Source organism: Pseudoalteromonas rubra, from assembly GCF_005887095.1.
In the GTDB taxonomy this organism is placed as follows: domain Bacteria; phylum Pseudomonadota; class Gammaproteobacteria; order Enterobacterales; family Alteromonadaceae; genus Pseudoalteromonas; species Pseudoalteromonas rubra_E.
Map to the genome: position 1 here is coordinate 1 of NZ_PNCI01000057.1, position 21,185 is coordinate 21,185.

The window sequence follows — 21,185 nt, forward strand, 5'->3', positions numbered from 1 at the left end:
CTTATTTGATAAGTCACAATGAATACCTCTGTACACCACCACTCTATATGACCCGATCCAGCAGTCAGTGATTCGGATCCACTCGGTCGTACCAACTTATTTGATAAGTCACAATATCCACCTCTGTACGACCGTAGCTCAGTTGGTTAGAGCACCACCACTCTCTATGACCCGGTCCAGCAGTCAGTGATTCGGATCCACTCGGTCGTACCAACTCCCGTTATTAGCCTCCCATCACGGCTCCAAAATACCTCTTATTATTCCTCAACAGCCTGTAACAATGCGCATTTCGCCTATAGTAAGAGTCATGTTTATGCGAGAGTTTATTGAACGGGTTTGCTCTGACCTGAGAATTTGCTATAAATTAGTTAGCAAATCCCATTCTAAGGAAGGTCATGCTTGGCAGGTTATCCTCCACGTTCTTGTTCATGTTGATAACAGGCCTGTGCAGCTTTATGGCGCATACCAAGACGTCACCCCCTCAATCATTGACCATTGCCATTGGCCTGGAAAACTACGACTTCAACCCCCTGTTTAGTGAGTTCACCAGAAAAACCGGTATTCGGGTCAAAGTCGTAGAATTCGAGAACAACTCCTTAAAATCTGAGCTTCTGCTGAGAGCCAGTAATAACGCTCTACCCGACGGCATCATAGTACCCGCAGACTATATGGGGTTGACGGCACTTAACTTATCCGAAGTCCCAGATAACTGGCTTTCAACGCACTTGATCGATCAGGTCCGCACGAACATCAAAGCCAATGGTGCAACCCTTGGTGTACCTATAGTATTTGGTAACCACCTGATGCTTTATTACAATCGAGCACTTGTCAGCGATCCAGCCAAGAGCTGGCTGCAGCTTCGCGAGCAACAAAAGAAGCAGGCGCTTAAAATCAGTTGGAACTATTATGAAATGTACTGGTATAGAGCGTTTTTAGGTACTTTCGGAACATCACTGATTGTAAATGGCAACGCTAACTTAGATACACCCGCTATGGTGAACGCACTGCGCTGGTATAAGTCTCTTAAAGACGAGGCCTGGTTAGATGTGGAGTGCGACTACGATTGTACCGTGAATCGATTTTTAGCTGGGGACGTCGCCTATACAATTAACGGCTCCTGGATGTTTCAACGATTCTCAGAGCATTTCGGTGACAATTTAGGTGTTGCGCAACTACCCAGACTGCATAGTGAACCAATGCGCTCTTACTTTTCGTCTCACGTTATGGCGTTTCCCGACAACGCTTTATCTGGTAGCAAAAGGGCCGAGCTCAGAATACTGTCTGAGTTTTTACAATCTTTGCCAGTGCAAACTAATTTATGGTCTTCCATTAATGCGCTACCTGTCGACAGGCGCGCACTTGAAATGCTTAAAATACAAGGAATAGCACAAGTAGAAGCACTTATATCTACGCTGGAGCACGCGCAGCCTATGCCCAACGAAGCACAGATGGCCTTTGTATGGGAGGCGATGTTAAAGGGCCTGACACGCCATCTGGCAGGTGTACTTGACGAACATCAGGCCGCCCACTTTATGCAACATATTGTCGAAAAGTCGATTAGCTATGAGCAAGAAAAAAAGCCTGGTCAGTGAGTTACAGCTTAAAGTCGGTGCAATGGTCCTTGCCTTGCTGATCATTGCCCTCGCTCACTTTGCTTACAGTGCCTGGACACAAGCCAATAAAATTGCCGCAGATACGGTGGTACAACGTGCAACTAGTCTGTCTTTAGATATCAAAAATAGACTCGCTGAGTTTACATTTCAGGTTGCTCATTACAGCGATCACAGGATCCTGGCAGAGCTGCCACTAAATCTTTTATATACGCAATATGCACTAAAAGAAATGCGCGACCTCGTATACCAATCCCCTCTGGTAAAAAGTGTGATGATCAGCGACGGCTCGCCCTACATAGTCGAAGGGTATCCGCTGTATACCCTGCACTGGGCCACGCCCTCTATCATTGAGCACGCTAATTCAGTAATCAATGAAAGTGCGCGCGAATTGATGGTACGCAAACTGCTGATCAGTAATAAGGAGCTTGGAATTACCGACACAGCCGGAAGCACCTTATTCATTGCCGTACCACTACGCCAAACCTTGCCCTCTCTCATAGACCCCTTTCGCTACACCAGTGTATTATTTTTCGAACTCGATGTAAGCCAGCTTGCCATTGAGCTGGCAGATTACGAATCTTTAAGTACCTTTTCTGAGCGACAAATGTGGTTTAGTGAAGGTCAAGAGTTTGAGGGAGGCCTTAGCGCGACACATCCGATTTATGAACGCAGTGACGACGGATTAAGCTTGACGCTCTCACTGTCTCACCAGCACAGCGCATATACTCGTGAGATCCTGTACGCTATTATAAGAAGCGCACTACTTGCACTGGGTGTACTAATCATACTCTTCTGGTATTTGGCCTATGTGAGTCGTAAGGTAACAAGCCCCATGAAGCAGCTTGAGAAATACTGCACATCACTGACTTCAGGTAATTATCAGCAAAATAATGCTAACCTGGAATATGAAGAGCTCAAAACACTACAAAAAACGCTGAACGAGCTAGTGAGTACCGTTAATACCCAAGTGACACAACTTAAGCAAGAAAAGGTGCGTGCAGAACAATCAGAGCTGGCTAAAGCGCAGTTTCTGGCTACCATGAGCCATGAGATCCGCACGCCCATGAACGCGATTCTGGGAGTGTTCCAGCTACTCCGGCAACACAATCATGCGCAAGAAGAACGCTCGCTCGTCGAACAAGGCTACACCTCCTCACAGACCCTGCTAGCCCTGGTTAATGATATACTCGACTTTTCGAAAATGGAGGCGGGTAAGCTTAACCTCGAGGTGCTTGAGGTGGACATACTACAACTATGTCGGGAAGTGATTCAGGAGTACCATCATCTGGCGCGTGACAAACAAGTCGTATTAGAGCTCACCTCTGAGCTAAAACCACACCTATCAGTCAGACTTGCCGACCCCCTGCGACTTAAGCAAATATTACGTAACTTGTTGTCAAATGCTATCAAGTTTACCGAGCAAGGTCAGGTTGAACTGAATGTGCTAGGCGACAAGGAAACGCTCACGATTGAGGTCTGTGATACTGGGATAGGCATGACACCTACCCAGGTAGACAGCCTGTTTAAACACTTTCATCAAGCTGACAGTTCAACCACGCGCAAATACGGGGGATCGGGGCTCGGACTGGCAATTGTCAAACAGCTGGTAGAGCTTATGCAAGGTGAAGTTGCAGTCAGTAGTGTCGCGGGCGAAGGTAGCCAGTTCAGAGTTAATCTGCCTCTGTTAAGTGCCAAGCCAACACCACAACCCGTAACCACGGAAGTAAAACCGCAAATCCCAGATTTGCGCGGCGTTAACGTATTGCTGGCTGAAGACAACCTGATTAATCAACAAATATTTGCTGCAATGATGAAAAAGACCCACGCTAACATAACCCTGGCCAACAACGGTCAGCTGGCCATGGATTGTTTCAATGAATCGCAGCCCGACCTTTTCTTTGTTGATATTCAAATGCCAGTTATGGATGGTATAGAGGTTTGCCAACAGGTTAAAAGTACCGAATTTAACAAACCTCTGATAGCCATCACTGCGAATGTGCTCTCTGAGGATGTCAGCCGGTATCTGTCACTCGGCTTTGACGATTTTGTCGCCAAACCAATTGATATGCAAGCTCTGTTTGATACTGTTACTCGAGTTATGGATAAGCAAGCACAAAAAAATCCCACTAAGTCAGATGCGTCAACACTAGATAGCAATGACCAACTAATACGGCGCTAAGCCATCAGGGAGCGTTGATAAACATGGTATGCGGGGACGACACTCTGTTCCTTCGACCTTTTGAAGAGTCAGATCTCAAGGACTTTGTCCGATACAGAGCTAATCCAGAGGTTGCACGATTTCAAAGCTGGGATGAAAACTATACGCTAAAAGATGCCAGTGCACTTTTCCAGGCGATGGACTATAACCGTTTCGCAGAGCCTGGATTGTGGTTTCAGGTTGCTATCGTTCGGCGCGTTTCAGCAGAGCTGCTTGGCGACCTGGCATTGCACTTTTTACCACAACAGCAGGTTGAGATTGGTTTTACGCTGGCGCCTGAATCACAGCGTAAAGGAGTAGCTAGACATGCACTTCGGTTATTACTACCCCATTTGTTTTCGAAATACGACATTCACCGCGTGAGCGCACTCACTGATACCCGAAACTTACCTGCTCAAAAGTTGTTGGAGGCACTATATTTTCGATGTGAAGCCCACTATATAAAAAGCCTCTATTTCAAGGGAAGCTGGGTAGATGAATACAGCTATGCACTGTTACGCGAAGAGTACAATCAGCTCACCTCTTCAATGCAACCAATAGTGCCTCAGCCATAGGTATTGCCGACACCGGATTCTGGCCTGTGACAAACTGACCATCTACAACAACATTCACCTGACCTTTTTTTGCAGCAACAAATATTGCGCCAAGCCTTGTTGCCTCATCTTCAATCAAAAATGGATAATGTGTGCGAGCAAACCACCCTTCTTCGCTGTTCGCTTTACCGGTAATACGCTTGTTTAAGATCAACCGGTGACCACTTTCATCCTGTAAGTTTAATAAGGCGACAGTGCCGTGACAATCCGCAGCAATAATACCGCCTGCTTTATATATGGCTTCTGTAAGCTTCTTTGCTGTGGCATGTGCCGTCAGATCAAACATTGGTCCAGCTCCGCCTGCGTAGTAAACAGCAAGATAATCACGACTATCGCGTGTTTCTAAATCATTTGGTTCACTAAGCTGTTGCTTAAGAGGCGAATTATCCAGCCAACGTCTTTGTGCCTCTGCCAGTCGCCCTCTGGGGTATCCTGGCTTACCGGTACTACTGACAAGCTCGATCTCGAACCCTGCGTCGTACAACACCCGGTATGGACCCACAACTTCAGGTAGCCAAAAGCCATGTTTATCCCCTGAGATAACAAAAAGAATTTTACCTTTGCGCGCGTCAGCAGATAAAGCGGGCATAGAAAAAGTCATAATCAAGGCAAACAAAACAAGCATTTTAACTAATACCTGAAAATGAGCACGATGGAATCTATACATCATAAAAGTCCTTATTTGGGTTTAATGTCTGCTCACCTTATCGGCTCGTACTCAATGACACATGAAGTAACGCTGATTTATTCAGGAATTCTCAGGACGAGTCTGTGACTCCACTGTGACCAAGATTTTATTTCTTTATATTTTAAAGGGTTAAAATTACACAATTGAGGAGGATGAAAGTATCCGGATTTACGCCAACCTATAAACTAGCGTACTATCTGAATGTTCCAACTCATAGATTGGCGTGTACAAAGATAACAATAATACCATTGTGTGCCAGGCAGGAGCCTATTTTGAGATACCTGAGATTTGAAAACCTAATCATAGATACCCATAACCAGATACTGATCCGTGATGGTGTCTCAGTGACGCTGGCACCAAAGGTATTCGATTTGCTCTACTACCTGGCGTGCAATCAACAGCGCGTGATCAGCAAAGATGAACTAATGGATACAGTGTGGCAAGGCACACTAGTAACAGACAATGCCATTAGCCGAACCCTGGTCAAGGTGCGCAAAGCACTGGGCGATGATCCCAAGTCCCCCAATTTCATTTTGACCGTGCCGCGCAAGGGATATCGAATGATCACTTCATTTCATGAAACAGATCAGGTACCCATACAAACAGAACCCTTCTCTGCCCATGCAAGCAGACATCAGCCTCTATCCAGCATAATCAGAATTAAGCGGCCCATTTTATCTGCTATTGCCTTGTGTGCTGCTGCCATTTTCGTGACAGGAATGTTCCTGTACTATCATTATTCGTCACCTGGGCTGAGTAAAAACAAACAAGTTACACCCTATACGCGAGCACAGGGCGAAGAGTTATACCCCAGTCTGTCGCCAGATCTCAAAGCGCTCGCATATGTCAAAAAGATGAACCAGCTGAATGTGCTCATCGTCGAAAATGTCAGTACACATTCCCAGCAGCAGCTATCAATCCCGCTTGCGCGGTTTAGTCGACCAAGTTGGTCACCTGATAGTGAGCAGCTTGCATTTGTTATGCATACACCGCAAACATGTGGTATTTACCTGACTCCTGTGACGCACTTACGTACGCAATCACAATGGCAAAAACTCAGCACATGTGGCAACGAAAGTAAGCCCGACCTCGCGTTTTCAATAGATGGAACGAAACTCTACTTCAATGATCGCACATCTGAAGAGTTCGGCTATCAAGTTTTCCAGATTGATTTAACCCAGAGGCAAAAGTCGATCGTGAATCAGCCTATTACCAATGGCCGTGGAAACTACGCCTTTGACCTTTCACCTGACGGACGTTCGTTGGTGATGTTAAACAGTGAATTTGGCCCAAAAACACGTATTTACACGCTCGACTTATCCTCGTCAAAGCTCACCCAGACCGCACAACTTGACTACCTGATGCGCTCAGCTATCTGGCATCATGACAGTCAAAGTTTGATCCACCCAGCCCCACACCCGGCTTATGAGCTGTGGCAAAGTACTGTGCAAGGCGATAAATTGGCAACTGTCGTTAGCAATACAGCGCGCGTAAAACATCCGGCCAGAATAAACAATGGTACAGATTTCACCTTTGTGTCTTACCTTCTGGATCGAGATATCTATTTACAACGTAGTTCTGACAACCAAACATTCCCCCTGGCAAATTCATCGGTTATGGATTACCTGCCGACGATTGCAGACACGTCATCACATTATGCCTTTGTCTCAAAACGCTCAACACACGCACAAGTGTATCTGGGGGATATAACGCAACCGCTGGCGGAGCCTGTTCCGTTAACTTCCAGTAACCCCCCTCATCGATTTTACCAGCTCGCATTTTCTCCCGATGGTGATCGGTTGCTCAGCCTGGGTGACAATCAGCTTCTCCTCTCAAATATCACCACACTGGAAACTGTCGCTCTGCCCGTCACCGATATGGCTATCAGGGGGGTCAGCTGGCATTCTGATAATCAATTGCTGTTTTCCACTACCAGAAACAATCGCTGGCAGCTGGTACGTTTCGATTTGACGACGCTTGAATCAGAGCCTATTTTCCCCGAGTTTATGGGTGGGATCTACAGTAAACACGATGACGCTTTTTACTTGTTACACCGAAAAACAGGCCAGGTATACAAACACACAGAGTCAAGTGGAGAGACCTCAGCTTTGCCATTGTATTGTACAACGCACCTGCCCAATCGACGGCTTACTCTGCAGCGTAGCAAAAATGGCTTACATTGTGTTAAAGACGATCGAAGTCATGCACACCTCTCTATGACATCAACGGATAAACTAATCTGGCCTCAACAGATTGATAATACAGATTATCAGCTTTCGGCACATGGAATAACCTATACACGTCTGCAACGCACCACAGCAGATGTCATGAGAACACTCGATGTACAGTGAGACATTTTTTGTAGGAGATACAACCCCTGTATCTTAACTCAACTTAAGTAACTAATTTTATTACTTTTAGTTATGACCACTCCTGGTGGTCATCACTTTTCCGTGCGCTATCACTCCTTTTCCTGGTTTGTTCCTGACTCTCCTTTGCAATTTAACAATACTGGTCAGCGTTTTCATTCACAGGATCAGGAGCCAGTATGGATAAACCCATCCAACCCAAATTGTTAAGCAGACGACGCGCCGTTATTACGTCGCTTGTAATCGCTTTCATCGCGGTATCAGCCACAAGCATTCAGGTATTCAGTAGCCACTTTCAGACGTCGGGGAAAACCTATGACATCAGTCAGAACACACTTGAATTCAGTACCGCACATCGCGCCAGCTTTACCCACTATCTGCCTTTACGCGGTGTTGTTGAACCACAAGATACCATCTTTATAGATGCAATTGATGGCGGACGCGTAGAGGCCTTGTATGTCCGGGAGGGTGAGCAGGTGCGTCAGGGTCAGGCATTGCTAAAGCTCAGCAATACCGATCTGCAACTCAGGGTGTTAGCTCGCGAAGCGGAAGTATCAGAGCAGATTAACGACATGCGCAACACGCGTCTGGCCGTTGAACAAAACCAGCTCGCATTAGCACGAGACATCATCGAGCTCGATTTTGCCATTATTAAACTGGAAAAGGAGTTAGCGCGCCAGCAAAAGCTATATGAACTAGCCTTAGTGCCACAACGCACAGTCGAGATACTCAGGGATGAACTTAACTATCAAATGACATACCGTGAAACGGTAAAACAAAGCCAGCAAAAAGAAGCGTTGTTACAACAGCAACAGCTCACCCAGCTATCTCAAAGCATTGCTACCTTGCAATCTAACCTCAAGATATCGCAAGCCAGCCTGGACAAGCTTACTATCCGCGCCCCGCGCGATGGGCAACTGACATTTATGAACGCCCGGGTTGGTGAATCTAAAACGCCTGGTGAGCGACTTGGCCAGGTCGATCTGATAGACAAATTCAAAATCAGTGCCCATATTGATGAATTCTATATAGATCAAATCTCAATGGCACATACCGCTACGATAACGAGCGGGCAATCAACGATTGCGCTGACCATGGCCAGAATTTATCCGGGCATCGAAAACGGCCGGTTTAAAGTCGACTTTCATGTCCAAACGCCCTCTGAACTACCCGCACTAAGACTTGGACAGAGCCTGCCATTGGCGCTAAACCTGAGCTCTGAGACGGCTCAGCTGGTCGTTGAGAATGGCGCATTTATACAGTCCACAGCTGGCGCTTGGGCGTTTGTAGTGAGTGAAGATGGGCGCAGTGCACACAAGCGCCAAATCACCCTGGGGCGTCGTAACCCTACTCAGGTGGAGATCGTATCAGGCATCAGTATCAATGAGCGACTGATAACGTCTTCATATAGCCGCTTTGCCGACGCAGAGCACCTTTCTCTTATCCCTTAAGGTAGAACACATATGATCAAACTAAATAATGTCAGCCGCTCATTTATTGCGGAACATATCGAAACCGTCGCGCTGGACAAGCTCTCGCTGTCGGTCAGCCATGGCGAGTTCATCTCGATTTTAGGGCCATCTGGTTGCGGCAAGTCATCTTTGCTCAATATTCTGGGCATGCTGGATGACATTGATGAAGGTAGCTTTGTGTTCAATGGCACTGAACTTGCCACCGCATCTTCAATAACAAAGGCGCAGCTGAGGAAAAAACATATTGGGTTTATTTTTCAGAATTTCAACCTAATAGACGAGCTTACTGTAGAGCAGAATATTGCACTGCCATTACATTATCAGCAGCTCAACAAAGCACAACGAACCGCTCGGGTCGAAGAGGTGCTCCACCGCCTGGACATCGCCCACCGTCGCACTCACTTGCCGGCAAAGCTCTCAGGGGGCCAGCAACAGCGAGTTGCGATAGCACGTGCGATAGTCACTCAACCTGATTTGATCCTGGCTGATGAACCGACAGGTAACCTGGATTCACAAAACTCAACACAAGTCATGGAAATACTTCGCCAGCTCAACATGATGGGCACAACCATCGTTATGGTGACGCACGCTCAGGAGCAAGTTCAATATGGCACTCGGGTTATTCGACTTATGGACGGCAAAATACAACAAGACAACCCGGTTTCTGCTCAGCGTACAGTGAACAAGCTGGAGGTATTAAGTGATTAGCCTTTTGCTCACCATGACATGGCGCAATATGTTGCGCAGCAAACGCACCGCGGTCATTCAGTTACTCAGTTTAGTCATCGGCCTGACCTGTTTTATGTTGATCCAACTGTATGTCTCCCATCAACACAACTTTAATGCGCACTTCAAAAATGCAGAGAATATCTACCGAATTAACCTGATTAGAGATGACAATCGTCCACAAACGCTCACTCCTCTTCGGCTCGCCGAGGAGCTTACCAGTAACTTCCCGGAAGTCACTGAGGCAACTCGCATTTCAGTCAGCACTATATCTATCAGGAATGCTTCTGGTGTATTTGCTGAACGTGCGCTATTCGTTGACGAGAACTTTTTCTCATTCTTTGACTACACCCTGATTGAGGGAGATGTTCACACGGCACTGCAGGCTCCTGATAAAGTGGTTATGCACGAAGCACAAGCGCTGAAGTACTTTTCGCGCAGTACTCAGGTAATTGGCGAACAGCTTAACATTAACGGTAAACCCTACCAGGTATCCGCTGTAATAAGATACTCAGGTGCCCCATCCACCATCCCGAATGAGATAATTCTGCCGATCCAGAACTATTTTCAGCAGTTGCCAAATGAACGCTGGCAAACATTGTGGAATTTCAACGCGACCATCACATTTGCAAAAATCACGCAAGCAACCGCAATACCGTCACTTACTGCAAATATCAGTGACTATTACCAGCAACGCGTTGAAGGGTTATCGTCTTATAAGCGCTACCGAGTCATGTTCGAACCTTTACTGGATGTCTATCTAAATGCTACAGCAACCCGTAGCTTGATCCCACCCGGCAGCAAAGAAATGGTAAACACCTTTGTGCTGGTATCTTTTATGTTATTAGCTCTGGCCTGTATCAATTTCACCAATTTGGCCACTGCCGCTTCTTTGCGACGAGCAAGAGAAGTAGGAGTTAAAAAAGCACTAGGGGCAAGTCCAAACCAGCTGGCTTTACATTATCTGATTGAGTCTTTATTTATAACGCTGTTGGCTCTGGGAGCTGCACTCGCTTTAACGGCTCTGCTATTGGGCGCATTTAACCAATTGATGGGGGTGCAAATCATGCTTTCCCTTACCTTCGAACATGCTTTTACGCTGATACTCACCTTGCTTTGCGTTACCCTTCTCGCGGGAGGCTACCCAGCTTTGTTTCTTAGTCGCATGAACGCTGCACTGGTATTGAAAGGAGTAGTAGATACAGGTCACGGAGCAACATTCTTTCGCCGTATACTCATGGTCACTCAGTTTATCATTGCAACATTGCTACTGATCGCCAGCACAGTGGTGAGTCAACAGATGGAGCATCTTAGTACAATGGCGCAAGGCTATGACAGAGAAAATGTCCTCATCATCAACCGCGGTGCTACCGTTTATCAGGATTTCAAGCGTCAGGTATCAAGGCATGACGATGTCGTTTCGATGAGTATGTCACACACGATCCCTACCAAAGCGACGCGTACATCGGCGATTGTGCGAACTCATGAAGCGCCTGGTAATGAGATATGGGTTGGCAATAACCCGGTTAGCTATGATTATTTCAGGACTATGGGTATTGCGCTTCTGAGCGGTCGGGTTTTTACGCGCCAGTCTCCCGGAGATCCATACTTTGAAGATGAACAGAATACAGCGAATACTCGCGGGAATCTGATAATCAATGCAACATTGGCGGCCAGATTGAATGCCGACCCCAATAACGTAATAGGTCGCTATTTGACACTCGGCAGTGTTAGCGAAGGATTGCATCGTCATCAGATTATCGGTGTGGTCGAAGATACACATCACGTTGATGCGAGTCAGCATGTTCCACCTATGATTTATGTTTTGTCTGAGAAGCCCGAAGATCTGGCACTTAGGTGGATCGCAATCAGACTGAAAGCAGGGTTTAATCCAGATGTGCTGCAACAGCTAGAGCAGACCTGGCTCGAATTAGACAGCAGCAAAGCATTTAAGTATGAGTGGCTGGCAAGTTTATTCGACGCACAATACCATAACCAGACACAGCACCTGCAATTGCTAAAGCTATTTACACTCATCGCAATGGTCATGTCTGTTACCGGATTGTACGCAGTGGCTTCGTTTACCCTGTTACAAAGCCTGAAGGAAATAGCAATACGCCAGATTATGGGCGCAAAAAACTGGCAAATTTATGGGTTGTTCCAATTACGCTTTGGCGTTCTGGTGCTGCTTGCAACTCTTATCGCATTGCCCATAGCGTTTATTTTGCTCACCGACTGGCTCAATCAATATGTCTTTCGAATTGAGCTACCTGTTAGTGTATTTGCAGTCAGTTCGTTTGCCTGTTTGGCGCTGGCGGGTATAACAGTTCAGATGGTTGCTTTCAACGCAGTGCGAAGCCGTCCTGTAGAAACATTAAAGCGTGACTAGCTCAATTAAAGAAATGAGAAGCCCCTTGAAAGGGGCTTCTTTAAATCAGGTTACGCTAATTTGTCTGACGCAACTTTATACTTTGGATCTTCTATCACATTCACTTCCACCAGATCTGCCGCTTTTGCCAGCAACTGCTGACAATCCTGACTTAAGTGACGTAAGTGTAACTTTTTACCCGCCTTAGTGTATTTTTCTGCCAGTACATCTATCGCTTCAATAGCACTGTGGTCAGCAACGCGGCTGTGCTTGAACTCGATGATCACATCCGCAGGGTCATTCGCGACATCAAACAATTCAGCAAAGTTTTTAACGGAGCCAAAGAACAGTGGACCATGCAGCTCATAGACTTTTGAGCCCTGCTCATCAATGTAGTTGCTGGTATAGATATGCTTTGCATGTTCCCAGGCGAACACGAGTGCCGACACAATCACACCAACACATACTGCAATGGCAAGGTCAGTCACTACTGTGACACCAGAAACAAGGACAATTACAAACGCATCACTCTTTGGAATACGCTTCATCAGGCGGAAGCTTGACCATTCAAACGTCCCCAGTACCACCATAAACATCACACCGACTAACGCAGCCAGTGGGATCATTTCAATTAAACTTGCCGCAAACAGAATAAAGGCGAGCAATAAGACAGCAGCAGTAATACCAGAAAGACGACTGCGACCACCTGAGTTAATGTTGATCATGGACTGGCCAATCATCGCACATCCGCCCATAGCCCCGAACACACCACAGGTCATATTTGCAGCGCCCTGACCTATACACTCTTTATTTGAGTGGCCACGTGTTTCCGTGATCTCATCAATCAGGGTCAGTGTTAAGAGAGATTCAATCAGACCAATTGCCGCAAGGATAAGCGCATACGGGAAGATAATCGTAAACGTTTCCCAGGTCCAGGGAACCTGAGGAATGTGAAACTCAGGGAAGCCACCGGCAATGGTTGCATTCACGTTACCGCTCATATCTTTAAGATAATCCAGTACATTTCGAGTATCCAGATCAAGACCAATCACTAAGCCTGTCACCACCAAAATTGCCGCCAGGCTTGAAGGCACTGCGGTTGTTAGTTTTGGTAGAAAATGGATGATTGCCATCGTCAGTGCCACCAGGCCGGCCATAATATAAAGTTGCTGCCCTTGCATCCATTGCAATGTGCCAGACTCATCCATAATCTTAAATTGGCCGAGCTGAGCCAAAAAGATAACGATGGCCAGGCCATTCACAAAGCCCAGCATTACGGGATGCGGTACCATGCGAATAAATTTACCTAGCTTAAACACACCCGCAAGGATCTGTAAAACCCCCATAAGCAGCACAGTTGCAAACAGGTATTCGACACCATGTTCAATCACCAGGCTGACCATAACCACAGCAAGCGCACCGGTTGCACCAGATATCATGCCCGGACGACCACCAAAAATAGAAGTGATTAAACCCACGATGAATGCAGCGTATAAGCCAACTAATGGGTCGACATGCGCGACAAACGCAAATGCGACAGCTTCAGGTACCAACGCCAGAGCGACGGTCAATCCTGACAGTATGTCGTTCTTGGCAGAGCTGGGCGCTTTGCCTATTAGATTAAACATTTAAATCCCCAAGATTATTACTACGACAGAAAAGCGCTGGATCCTAGCAAAATCCAGCGCTTTTAACAAATGTGATACATTATAGATGAGTTTCAGGTCTGATGTGTGACAATCAGATTGGCAGGGCTGTAGTCCGCTTAACACACGTCATCGTGACGTTTGAATGTACTTCCTGGACATATTCAAGGTTAAGCAGATTATCTCTGACAAATTGCTCATAGCCTTCTATACCACGAGAAATAATACGCAGCATAAAGTCCATAGTACCAGCCATGGTATAGCACTCTGTGACTTCATCGTAACTCATGATCAGTTTTTCAAACTCAGAAAGGTTATTTCGGCCGTGATTAGACAACTTTACGTGAGCATAAACGAGCATATCAAAACCAAGCTGTTTCTCATCGAGCAAAGCAACTTTACCTTTGATGTATCCATCCTGCTCCAGTTTGGCAATTCGGCGCCAGCAAGGCGATTGCGATAACCCGACTTTATCGGCAATCTCTGCCGTAGATAAACTTGCATCTTGCTGTAGCAACGCTAGTATTTGACGATCAACCTGATTTAATGACATATTTTTCTTAATTTTTAATTAGTTAAATGAATACAGTGCTGATAGCCTCAGTTATCAGCCAAACCGTCCGCTCATAAAAGGATTATGGCGCTGTTCATAGCCTACCGAGGTGTCTTCCCCGTGACCGCTCATTACCCGCGTCGCCTCTGGCAAAGTGAATAACTGAGTTTCTATTGACTGTTTTAATAGCGCGGCATCTCCTTTCGGAAAATCCGTTCTACCTACAGATCCTTTAAATAAAACATCCCCAACCAGCACAGAAGCACTTTGCGGCTCATAAAACACGACATGTCCCGGCGTATGTCCCGGGCAATGGCGAACTTCCAGTTTTAACTGGCCGAGTTCAACACATTCACCATGTTCAAGCCAACGCGCAGGAAAAAACGTCGCGTGTGGTGCAAAACCAAACATCTGAGCCTGCATAGGCAATGCGTCGAACCAAAACTTATCATCGCGCTGTGGTCCAACAATTTCAACCCCCAATGCATTTGATAGTGATTCGCTCGCACCAACATGATCCAAATGGCCATGAGTAAGCAAAATCATTTCAACATTGAGTTTGTGTTCCTCTATAGCGGACAATATTTTATCAACATCACCTCCCGGGTCAACCACTGCACACACGCCTGTGCTTGGACAACAAATGATACGGCAATTCTGCATAAATGGTGTGACGGGTATCGTAATTACCTGCATCTACTTTTCCTTAAAGGACATGAGGATCGGGTACTTAAGGTAGGCCTGATCATAATAAGGCGTACGCTTGTAAAGCCACTCCATTCTGGCTTTAGGATCATCTGCAAAGGCTTTATCCTCGCTGATTTTTTTATCAAACGCCAGCGCCATAGCTGGGTTGTCTTTTAACATTTTCCGAGCAAATGGTTCAAGTGCATAATTTTCAACGTACTCTGTGCGCTGGAATACCCCCGGAAAGTCGCCCCATGCAAACAATGAATCTGGCGCTTCTGGGTGCAATAGATGCGTTGCCAGCTCCCCACCAGCCTGCTGTGTAGACACCTTGTACCACCCAGACAGACTCAGAGACGATGATACGGCCTGCTGTTCAAACTGGGCGCTGACACGAAAACGGCCCTCAAATGGTGATTTAGCAAATTCGTAAGAATTGATAGAGAGTTGCACCAGCTCATCTGCCAAAACATCCGTATTCAACTGCTCAACGGCAATTCCATGTAGTTTGAGTTTTTCAACCGTGCCTGAATATGCTGGAGGGATATAAAATGCACTTGGCACTTTTACCTTGCGCTTTTCTACTTTCTGCCAGTATACGGGTAACTGCTCATAAAGCTCTGGCTTCCCGAGATACTTTGCTTCCATTTGACCTGACAAAGCACTTTTAAAGCGTTTATAGTTGATGCCTTTAAAGGTGATCAAGTCCGGCTTTTCACTATAGCTACGCTCTACTACCAACTCATCTGGCACAAAGTGTTTCTCGGTCTCAACGGCCTTTGCGAGTGCCTGTTGATGCTCTGTCAGCGCATCTATCACACCGTCAACAAATACGTAAGTCCCCAGTACACGCTGTTTGTAGGGCTTAAGAGAATGATTTTCTAATAAAATGCTAGGTAAAGCCTTAATGTCTGCCCAGCCATTAGAAAAGCGGGGGCTGGCAACCCAACCAGCAAGCCCTTTTTTGAAATCCCGCTTGTCCATCACAAATACCAGCGGTCCAGGCTCATGACCTTGTTGACGCAATTTTTCGTCAATCATCGGCGTAAAGTGTTGCTCCAGCACCTTTGCAACCGCAGGAGATTCACTGGCGAAGCTCGGATTAAAGCCATAGGTAATGTCATACTGATAATCAGCACCGTCCGTTACATGCAGGTCTAAATACATGGCAGGTTGATACTGATTAATGACATTCATAACAGCACGGACGCCTGGAGTATCTAGCTTGGTATAGTCACGATTTAAGTTTAAATTCAGCCCGTTCGTACGATACCCCATTTCCTTCGGACCGCGCTGGTTAATACGGTTATAAGCACTGCGTCTTTCGTGTCCATCTACGTTAAGGATGGGAATAAACAGAATATTGACTTTGTTCAGAATATCGCGACGTTTACCTGTGGCAATATCCCGCAGCAACATAAACATGGCATCTTTGCCATCTATTTCGCCTGCATGGATCCCAGCCTGAATAAGCAAAGTCGGCTTGTTATTATTCTTTAACATCGCGGGGGTGAACTGATTCACCTGCGAAGCGACCAGCATCTTGATATCTCGGCCAGCATCACTCTGGCCTATCTTTACCGCTTTAAACTGGGTTGGATTGGCGGCAACCAAACGGTCGATAAATGCCATCGTTTTTGCATAGTCAGGGCTTTCCAGGCCCTTGCTCAGTTCAAAATCTGTGGTGAGTGGCCCCTGCTCCTGCATAAGGCCAACACTTTTCCCTTGCCAGTCTTGTAACGGTGGTAAATGACTATTCAGATTTACTGTTGCACTTAGCAAAACAATGCCTAAATTCATAAACAATCTTTATTTCTATCTATCGATATGATGATTATATCAATATTTAAATTAACAACTTACAATGTGCGGTGATTCTACAAAAATTCACAGTTAATCGCGAGCGTACTTCTGGCTAAGCAACAAAACACGGATAAACACATGTCAAAATCGATTTTAATCACTGGGTGTTCCACCGGGATTGGCTATTACTGCGCCCAGACACTCCAAACAGCTGGATTTCGCGTCGTCGCATCGGTGCGCAATCCTCAACATTTAGAGCGCTTTAGAGTCGCTGGGATCCCCTGTGTCATTTTAGATCTGGCTGATGAATCTTCCATCAAAAATGGGTTTGATGAAGCTGTTGCTCTATGCGATGGTCAGTTGGATGCGCTATTCAACAATGGGGCATATGGTCAGCCTGGTGCAGTCGAGGATTTGCCCACCGATGCACTACGCGCTCAGTTTGAAACTAATTTGTTTGGCTGGCATACACTGACACGCCTGGCTGTCGCCCATATGAGACAGCACGGCGGTGACAGCCGCATAATACAGAACTCTTCGGTTCTGGGGCTGGTAGCCTTACCCTATCGGGGTGCTTACAATGCAAGTAAATTCGCACTGGAAGGATTAACTGATACTCTCCGGATGGAGCTAAATGGGTCGAATATTCAGGTCAGTCTGATTGAACCGGGTCCAATTCTGTCTGAGTTCCGCAGTAATGCACGCATTGCATTTGAACAACATATTGAAATAGGAAACAGCGCACACCAGGCCGAATATGAAGCTCAGTTGACTCGTCTGAATGCCCAATCTGCACCACAAAAATTCACGCTGGGGCCAGAAGCCGTTTATGAAAAACTCTTGCATGCGCTCACCGCGAAACGCGCTAAGCCAAGATACTATGTGACCTTCCCGACTTATCTGATGGGGTATCTTAAACGCCTGCTCAGCTCAGCATGGCTGGACAAGGTTTTGCTAAAAAATAGGTAGTAACGCTTTGTTTTAAACAGGCAGGATCAAAAAAAGGAGCCATTGGCTCCTTTTCTTTTCAATCGCTTAGCTTAAGAGAATTAAGCTGCAAGACCTTCTTTTGCTTTAGCAACTAGTGCTGCGAAAGCTACCTGGTCGTATACTGCGATATCAGCTAGGATCTTACGATCGATTTCAACAGATGACTTTTTAAGGCCATTGATGAAACGGCTGTAAGAAAGGCCGTTTTGACGTGCAGCAGCGTTGATACGTGCGATCCATAGTTGACGGAAAGTACGTTTCTTAGCGCGACGGTCACGGTAAGCGTATTGACCTGCTTTAGTTACTGCCTGGAAAGCTACGCGATAAACACGTGAACGTGCTCCGTAGTAACCTTTAGCTTGCTTTAATACTTTTTTGTGACGTGCACGTGCGATAACACCGCGTTTAACTCTTGCCATTTCTGATATCCTCTATTAAGCGAATGGTAACATACGATTGATAAGACCAAGGTCATTCTTATGAACCATAGTCTTATTACGTAGGTGAAGCTTACGCTTAGAAGATTTCTTAGTCAGAATGTGACGAAGATGCGACTGTTTACGCTTGAAACCGCCAGAAGCAGTCTTTTTGAAGCGCTTAGCAGCACCTCTGTGTGTCTTTAGTTTGTAAGACATTGCAATAACTCCAAATGATATTGCGTTAACATTATGCAAGCAGGCGGATGATAAACATCACTTTTTTGGCCTGGTATGCACCCTAATTCCGGTGAAAAGCCACACGTGACCTTTACTTAGGTACCGGTTAACTCAGGTGGCTTACGCACTTGAAACCTGAGTTAAATTCTGTCGATCGTTAAATCGGCGCGTATTATGCCTTGATTAAGACTTTTTCGCAACAGGCGCCATCATCATAATCATTTGACGGCCTTCAACCCGGTTCGGGAATGACTCAACCTGAGCCACCTCTTCCAGATCAGCCTTCAAACGATTAAGCATTTCAATGGCAATTTCCTGGTGGGCCATTTCACGGCCACGGAAACGAATGGTGATTTTCGCTTTATCGCCCGCTTCAAGGAATTTGCGAAGGTTACGCAGTTTGACCTGATAATCGCCTTCGTCCGTGCCAGGACGGAATTTGATTTCTTTAACCTGGATCTGTTTTTGCTTTTTCTTTTGTTCTTTTTGTAGTTTTGCTTTTTCAAAAAGGAACTTACCGTAGTCCATTACTTTACAGACTGGTGGCTCTGCATTCGGACTGATCTCAACCAGGTCCAGGCCGGCTTCTTCTGCAAGCGTTCTTGCTTCTCTAATTGAAACTACGCCTGCCTGTTCGCCTTCAGCGTCAATTAAGCGAACTTCTTTCGCTGTGATTTCTTCATTGATACGATTTTTCTGAGCAGTAGTTTGCCCTTTTTTGCCGCCTCTAATGGTACGTTCCTCCAAAAAGTCAAAAATATATTGTGCGAAAAGCGTTTTATGTTAGTTGATAAGCCCTTCGCACAGGTTTGTTAATTTAACGTCTGTCTTTGATCTCTTCGCTGATCTTAGCAATGAAGTCATCAACAGAGAACTTGCCCAGGTCTTCACCTTTGCGTGTTCTTACCGCAACTTCTTGTTGTTCTACTTCTTTGTCACCAACAACAAGGAGATAAGGGATACGTTTTAAAGTATGCTCGCGGATTTTAAAGCCAATCTTTTCATTTCTCAAGTCAGCACAGGCTCTTATTCCAAGTTTATTCAGTTTTTGTACAACTTCGTGCACATAGTCCGCCTGTTTGTCGGTGATATTCATAATCACCACTTGCTTAGGGGCAAGCCAGGTCGGGAATAAACCCGCATACTCTTCGGTAAGAATACCGATGAAACGCTCCAGTGAACCCAAAATCGCACGGTGGATCATAACAGGTGTTTGGCGTTCGCCATTTTCCGCAACATACGTCGCACCTAATCGACCCGGCATAGAGAAGTCTAGCTGAATTGTGCCACACTGCCACGCTCTTCCCAAACAATCGTGCAAAGTAAATTCAATTTTAGGGCCGTAAAACGCACCTTCACCAGGCTGAAGGTCAAATTTTAGGTCATTGGCTTTTAATGCATCCTCTAAAGCGCTTTCTGCTTTATCCCATATTTCATCAGACCCTACACGTTGCTCAGGTCGAGTAGATAGCTTGACTTCAACCTCTTCAAAGCCAAACGTTTTATATGTATCGAAAACCATTTCTATACAAGAAGAAACTTCTTGTAAAATTTGCTCTTCCGTACAGAAAACATGCGCATCATCCTGTGTGAATGAACGCACACGCATTAAGCCGTGCAATGATCCAGAAGGCTCATTACGGTGTACTAAACCAAACTCAGCCATGCGATAAGGTAAATCTCGATAAGATTTAAGACCTTGATTAAAAATCTGCAAGTGACCCGGGCAGTTCATCGGTTTTACGGCGTAGGTACGCTTTTCTGACTCAGTAGAAAAAATCATATCGCCGTATTTGTCCCAGTGGCCTGATTTCTCCCACATGCTGACGTCTAGGATAAGCGGTGCTTTAACTTCTTCGTAGCCAAACTTGTGAAGCTGAGAACGCATGTAGTTCTCAAGCGCGGTGTAAATAGTCCAGCCATCGTTGTGCCAGAAAACCATGCCCGGCGCTTCTTCCTGCCAGTGCCACAGATCAAGCGCTTTACCGATTTTACGGTGATCGCGTTTTTCAGCTTCTTCCAGACGCTTCAGGTAAGCCTTAAGCTGTTTCTTATCTGCCCACGCAGTACCGTAGATACGCTGAAGCATTTTATTTTCTGCATTACCGCGCCAGTAAGCCCCTGCAACCTTCATGATCTTAAAGTGATGGCAGAACTTCATGTTTGGCACATGCGGACCACGACACATATCCACATATTCTTCATGGTGGTACAGACCTGGACGATCATCTTTGTCGATGTTTTCATCCAGGATTTCCATTTTGTAGGTTTCGCCGCGCGCTTCAAATGCGTCGCGTGCTTCTTGCCAGCTTACTTTCTTTTTAACAACGTCATAATTAGTTTTAGCTAGTTCAAGCATGCGCTTTTCAATGGCATCGAGGTCTTCCTGAGTCAGCGAATGCTCCATGTCGATGTCATAGTAGAAACCGTTATCAATGGTTGGCCCGATTGCCATTTTGGCCTCAGGGAAAAGCTGTTTCACCGCATGGCCAATCAGGTGCGCACAAGAGTGACGAATGATCTCTAATCCGTCTTCATCTTTTGCGGTGATGATCTCTAATTGTGCGTCCTGTTCAATCACGTCGCATGCATCAACACGCACACCGTTAACACGACCTGCAATGGTGGCTTTCGCCAGGCCTGGGCCGATGTCTTGAGCAACTTCTAAAGTAGTGACCGGGTTTTCGAAAATACGCTGACTGCCGTCAGGGAGAGTAATTACTGGCATGATAATTCCTATTTACAGTGGTGACACCTACAACGCATCACATGTATTAGTTAAAGTTAATTCTTTTAAATTTGA

Annotated in this window: 17 protein-coding genes and 1 tRNA gene; 9 read left to right on the plus strand and 9 right to left on the minus strand. The window is 46.0% G+C overall.

Annotated elements, in window-relative coordinates; genetic code table 11:
- Positions 1-127 precede the first annotated feature (127 nt).
- From CWB99_RS20295 to CWB99_RS20310, 4 genes are all read left to right on the plus strand, one after another.
- A tRNA-OTHER gene (locus tag CWB99_RS20295) sits at positions 128-213 on the plus strand.
- 242 nt (positions 214-455) lie between these two features.
- Positions 456-1,592 carry a sugar ABC transporter substrate-binding protein gene (locus tag CWB99_RS20300; RefSeq protein WP_171045409.1) on the plus strand — a complete coding sequence of 379 codons (1,137 nt, stop codon included), beginning with the start codon at positions 456-458 and terminating at the stop codon, positions 1,590-1,592.
- Complete coding sequence (locus CWB99_RS20305; RefSeq protein ID WP_138553434.1) at positions 1,564-3,792, plus strand: ATP-binding protein; 2,229 nt, start codon at positions 1,564-1,566, stop codon at positions 3,790-3,792. The genes CWB99_RS20300 and CWB99_RS20305 overlap by 29 nt, the downstream gene beginning before the upstream one ends.
- A gap of 23 nt (positions 3,793-3,815) precedes the next feature.
- Positions 3,816-4,385: a GNAT family N-acetyltransferase gene (locus CWB99_RS20310; protein WP_138553436.1), complete on the plus strand. Its 570-nt coding sequence runs from the start codon at positions 3,816-3,818 to the stop codon at positions 4,383-4,385.
- Here the strand turns inward: CWB99_RS20310 and CWB99_RS20315 are convergent.
- Positions 4,348-5,094 (minus strand): type 1 glutamine amidotransferase domain-containing protein, encoded by a 747-nt coding sequence (locus CWB99_RS20315; protein ID WP_138553432.1) that lies wholly within the window; start codon positions 5,092-5,094, stop codon positions 4,348-4,350. The two genes, CWB99_RS20310 and CWB99_RS20315, sit on opposite strands and share 38 nt — an antisense overlap.
- A gap of 290 nt (positions 5,095-5,384) precedes the next feature.
- Between CWB99_RS20315 and CWB99_RS20320 the strand changes: the two genes are divergently transcribed.
- From CWB99_RS20320 to CWB99_RS20335, 4 genes are all read left to right on the plus strand, one after another.
- Complete coding sequence (locus CWB99_RS20320; RefSeq protein WP_171045410.1) at positions 5,385-7,463, plus strand: winged helix-turn-helix domain-containing protein; 2,079 nt, start codon at positions 5,385-5,387, stop codon at positions 7,461-7,463.
- Between the two features lie 197 nt (positions 7,464-7,660).
- Positions 7,661-8,932, plus strand: a complete 1,272-nt coding sequence (locus CWB99_RS20325) for an efflux RND transporter periplasmic adaptor subunit (RefSeq protein WP_138553429.1) — start codon at positions 7,661-7,663, stop codon at positions 8,930-8,932.
- A gap of 12 nt (positions 8,933-8,944) precedes the next feature.
- Positions 8,945-9,661: an ABC transporter ATP-binding protein gene (locus CWB99_RS20330; RefSeq protein WP_138553428.1), complete on the plus strand. Its 717-nt coding sequence runs from the start codon at positions 8,945-8,947 to the stop codon at positions 9,659-9,661.
- A complete protein-coding gene (locus tag CWB99_RS20335) occupies positions 9,654-12,068 on the plus strand; it encodes an ABC transporter permease (RefSeq protein ID WP_138553426.1) in 2,415 nt (804 codons plus the stop codon). Before CWB99_RS20330 ends, CWB99_RS20335 begins: the two co-directional genes overlap by 8 nt.
- 50 nt (positions 12,069-12,118) lie before the next feature.
- Here CWB99_RS20335 and CWB99_RS20340 read toward each other — a convergent pair whose 3' ends face one another.
- The 4 genes from CWB99_RS20340 to CWB99_RS20355 form a co-directional block, all read right to left on the minus strand.
- Complete coding sequence (locus CWB99_RS20340) at positions 12,119-13,675, minus strand: SulP family inorganic anion transporter (protein ID WP_138553425.1); 1,557 nt, start codon at positions 13,673-13,675, stop codon at positions 12,119-12,121.
- Positions 13,676-13,787: 112 nt separating this feature from the next.
- On the minus strand, positions 13,788-14,246 hold the full coding sequence (locus tag CWB99_RS20345; RefSeq protein WP_046004338.1) for an Lrp/AsnC family transcriptional regulator: 459 nt from the start codon (positions 14,244-14,246) through the stop codon (positions 13,788-13,790).
- A 54-nt stretch (positions 14,247-14,300) separates the two neighbouring features.
- Positions 14,301-14,942, minus strand: coding sequence for an MBL fold metallo-hydrolase (locus CWB99_RS20350; protein ID WP_138553423.1), 642 nt, complete (start codon positions 14,940-14,942; stop codon positions 14,301-14,303).
- Positions 14,943-16,733: a M14 family metallopeptidase gene (locus tag CWB99_RS20355; RefSeq protein ID WP_138553421.1), complete on the minus strand. Its 1,791-nt coding sequence runs from the start codon at positions 16,731-16,733 to the stop codon at positions 14,943-14,945.
- Positions 16,734-16,874: 141 nt separating this feature from the next.
- Between CWB99_RS20355 and CWB99_RS20360 the strand changes: the two genes are divergently transcribed.
- Complete coding sequence (locus tag CWB99_RS20360; protein WP_138553419.1) at positions 16,875-17,705, plus strand: SDR family oxidoreductase; 831 nt, start codon at positions 16,875-16,877, stop codon at positions 17,703-17,705.
- 80 nt (positions 17,706-17,785) lie between these two features.
- Here the strand turns inward: CWB99_RS20360 and rplT are convergent, their stop codons facing one another.
- The 4 genes from rplT to thrS all read right to left on the minus strand — a co-directional run bounded on the left by rplT (position 17,786) and on the right by thrS (position 21,110).
- Positions 17,786-18,145: a 50S ribosomal protein L20 gene (gene rplT / locus CWB99_RS20365; RefSeq protein ID WP_010387194.1), complete on the minus strand. Its 360-nt coding sequence runs from the start codon at positions 18,143-18,145 to the stop codon at positions 17,786-17,788.
- 15 nt (positions 18,146-18,160) lie between these two features.
- A complete protein-coding gene (gene rpmI, locus CWB99_RS20370) occupies positions 18,161-18,361 on the minus strand; it encodes a 50S ribosomal protein L35 (protein WP_010387195.1) in 201 nt (66 codons plus the stop codon).
- Positions 18,362-18,565: 204 nt separating this feature from the next.
- Positions 18,566-19,129 (minus strand): translation initiation factor IF-3, encoded by a 564-nt coding sequence (gene infC / locus CWB99_RS20375; RefSeq protein WP_138553418.1) that lies wholly within the window; start codon positions 19,127-19,129, stop codon positions 18,566-18,568.
- Positions 19,130-19,199: 70 nt separating this feature from the next.
- On the minus strand, positions 19,200-21,110 hold the full coding sequence (gene thrS, locus CWB99_RS20380; protein WP_138553416.1) for a threonine--tRNA ligase: 1,911 nt from the start codon (positions 21,108-21,110) through the stop codon (positions 19,200-19,202).
- Positions 21,111-21,185 lie beyond the last annotated feature (75 nt).

Coding starts and splice junctions, on each gene's coding strand:
- CWB99_RS20340 (WP_138553425.1), bottom strand. CDS start 13,675: ATGTTTAATCTAATAGGCAAAGCGCCCAGCTCTGCCAAGAACGACATA.
- CWB99_RS20305 (WP_138553434.1), top strand. CDS start 1,564: ATGAGCAAGAAAAAAAGCCTGGTCAGTGAGTTACAGCTTAAAGTCGGT.
- CWB99_RS20350 (WP_138553423.1), bottom strand. CDS start 14,942: ATGCAGGTAATTACGATACCCGTCACACCATTTATGCAGAATTGCCGT.
- thrS (WP_138553416.1), bottom strand. CDS start 21,110: ATGCCAGTAATTACTCTCCCTGACGGCAGTCAGCGTATTTTCGAAAAC.
- rplT (WP_010387194.1), bottom strand. CDS start 18,145: ATGGCAAGAGTTAAACGCGGTGTTATCGCACGTGCACGTCACAAAAAA.
- CWB99_RS20355 (WP_138553421.1), bottom strand. CDS start 16,733: ATGAATTTAGGCATTGTTTTGCTAAGTGCAACAGTAAATCTGAATAGT.
- CWB99_RS20310 (WP_138553436.1), top strand. CDS start 3,816: ATGGTATGCGGGGACGACACTCTGTTCCTTCGACCTTTTGAAGAGTCA.
- rpmI (WP_010387195.1), bottom strand. CDS start 18,361: ATGTCTTACAAACTAAAGACACACAGAGGTGCTGCTAAGCGCTTCAAA.
- CWB99_RS20345 (WP_046004338.1), bottom strand. CDS start 14,246: ATGTCATTAAATCAGGTTGATCGTCAAATACTAGCGTTGCTACAGCAA.
- CWB99_RS20330 (WP_138553428.1), top strand. CDS start 8,945: ATGATCAAACTAAATAATGTCAGCCGCTCATTTATTGCGGAACATATC.
- CWB99_RS20325 (WP_138553429.1), top strand. CDS start 7,661: ATGGATAAACCCATCCAACCCAAATTGTTAAGCAGACGACGCGCCGTT.
- CWB99_RS20360 (WP_138553419.1), top strand. CDS start 16,875: ATGTCAAAATCGATTTTAATCACTGGGTGTTCCACCGGGATTGGCTAT.
- CWB99_RS20300 (WP_171045409.1), top strand. CDS start 456: ATGGCGCATACCAAGACGTCACCCCCTCAATCATTGACCATTGCCATT.
- CWB99_RS20315 (WP_138553432.1), bottom strand. CDS start 5,094: ATGATGTATAGATTCCATCGTGCTCATTTTCAGGTATTAGTTAAAATG.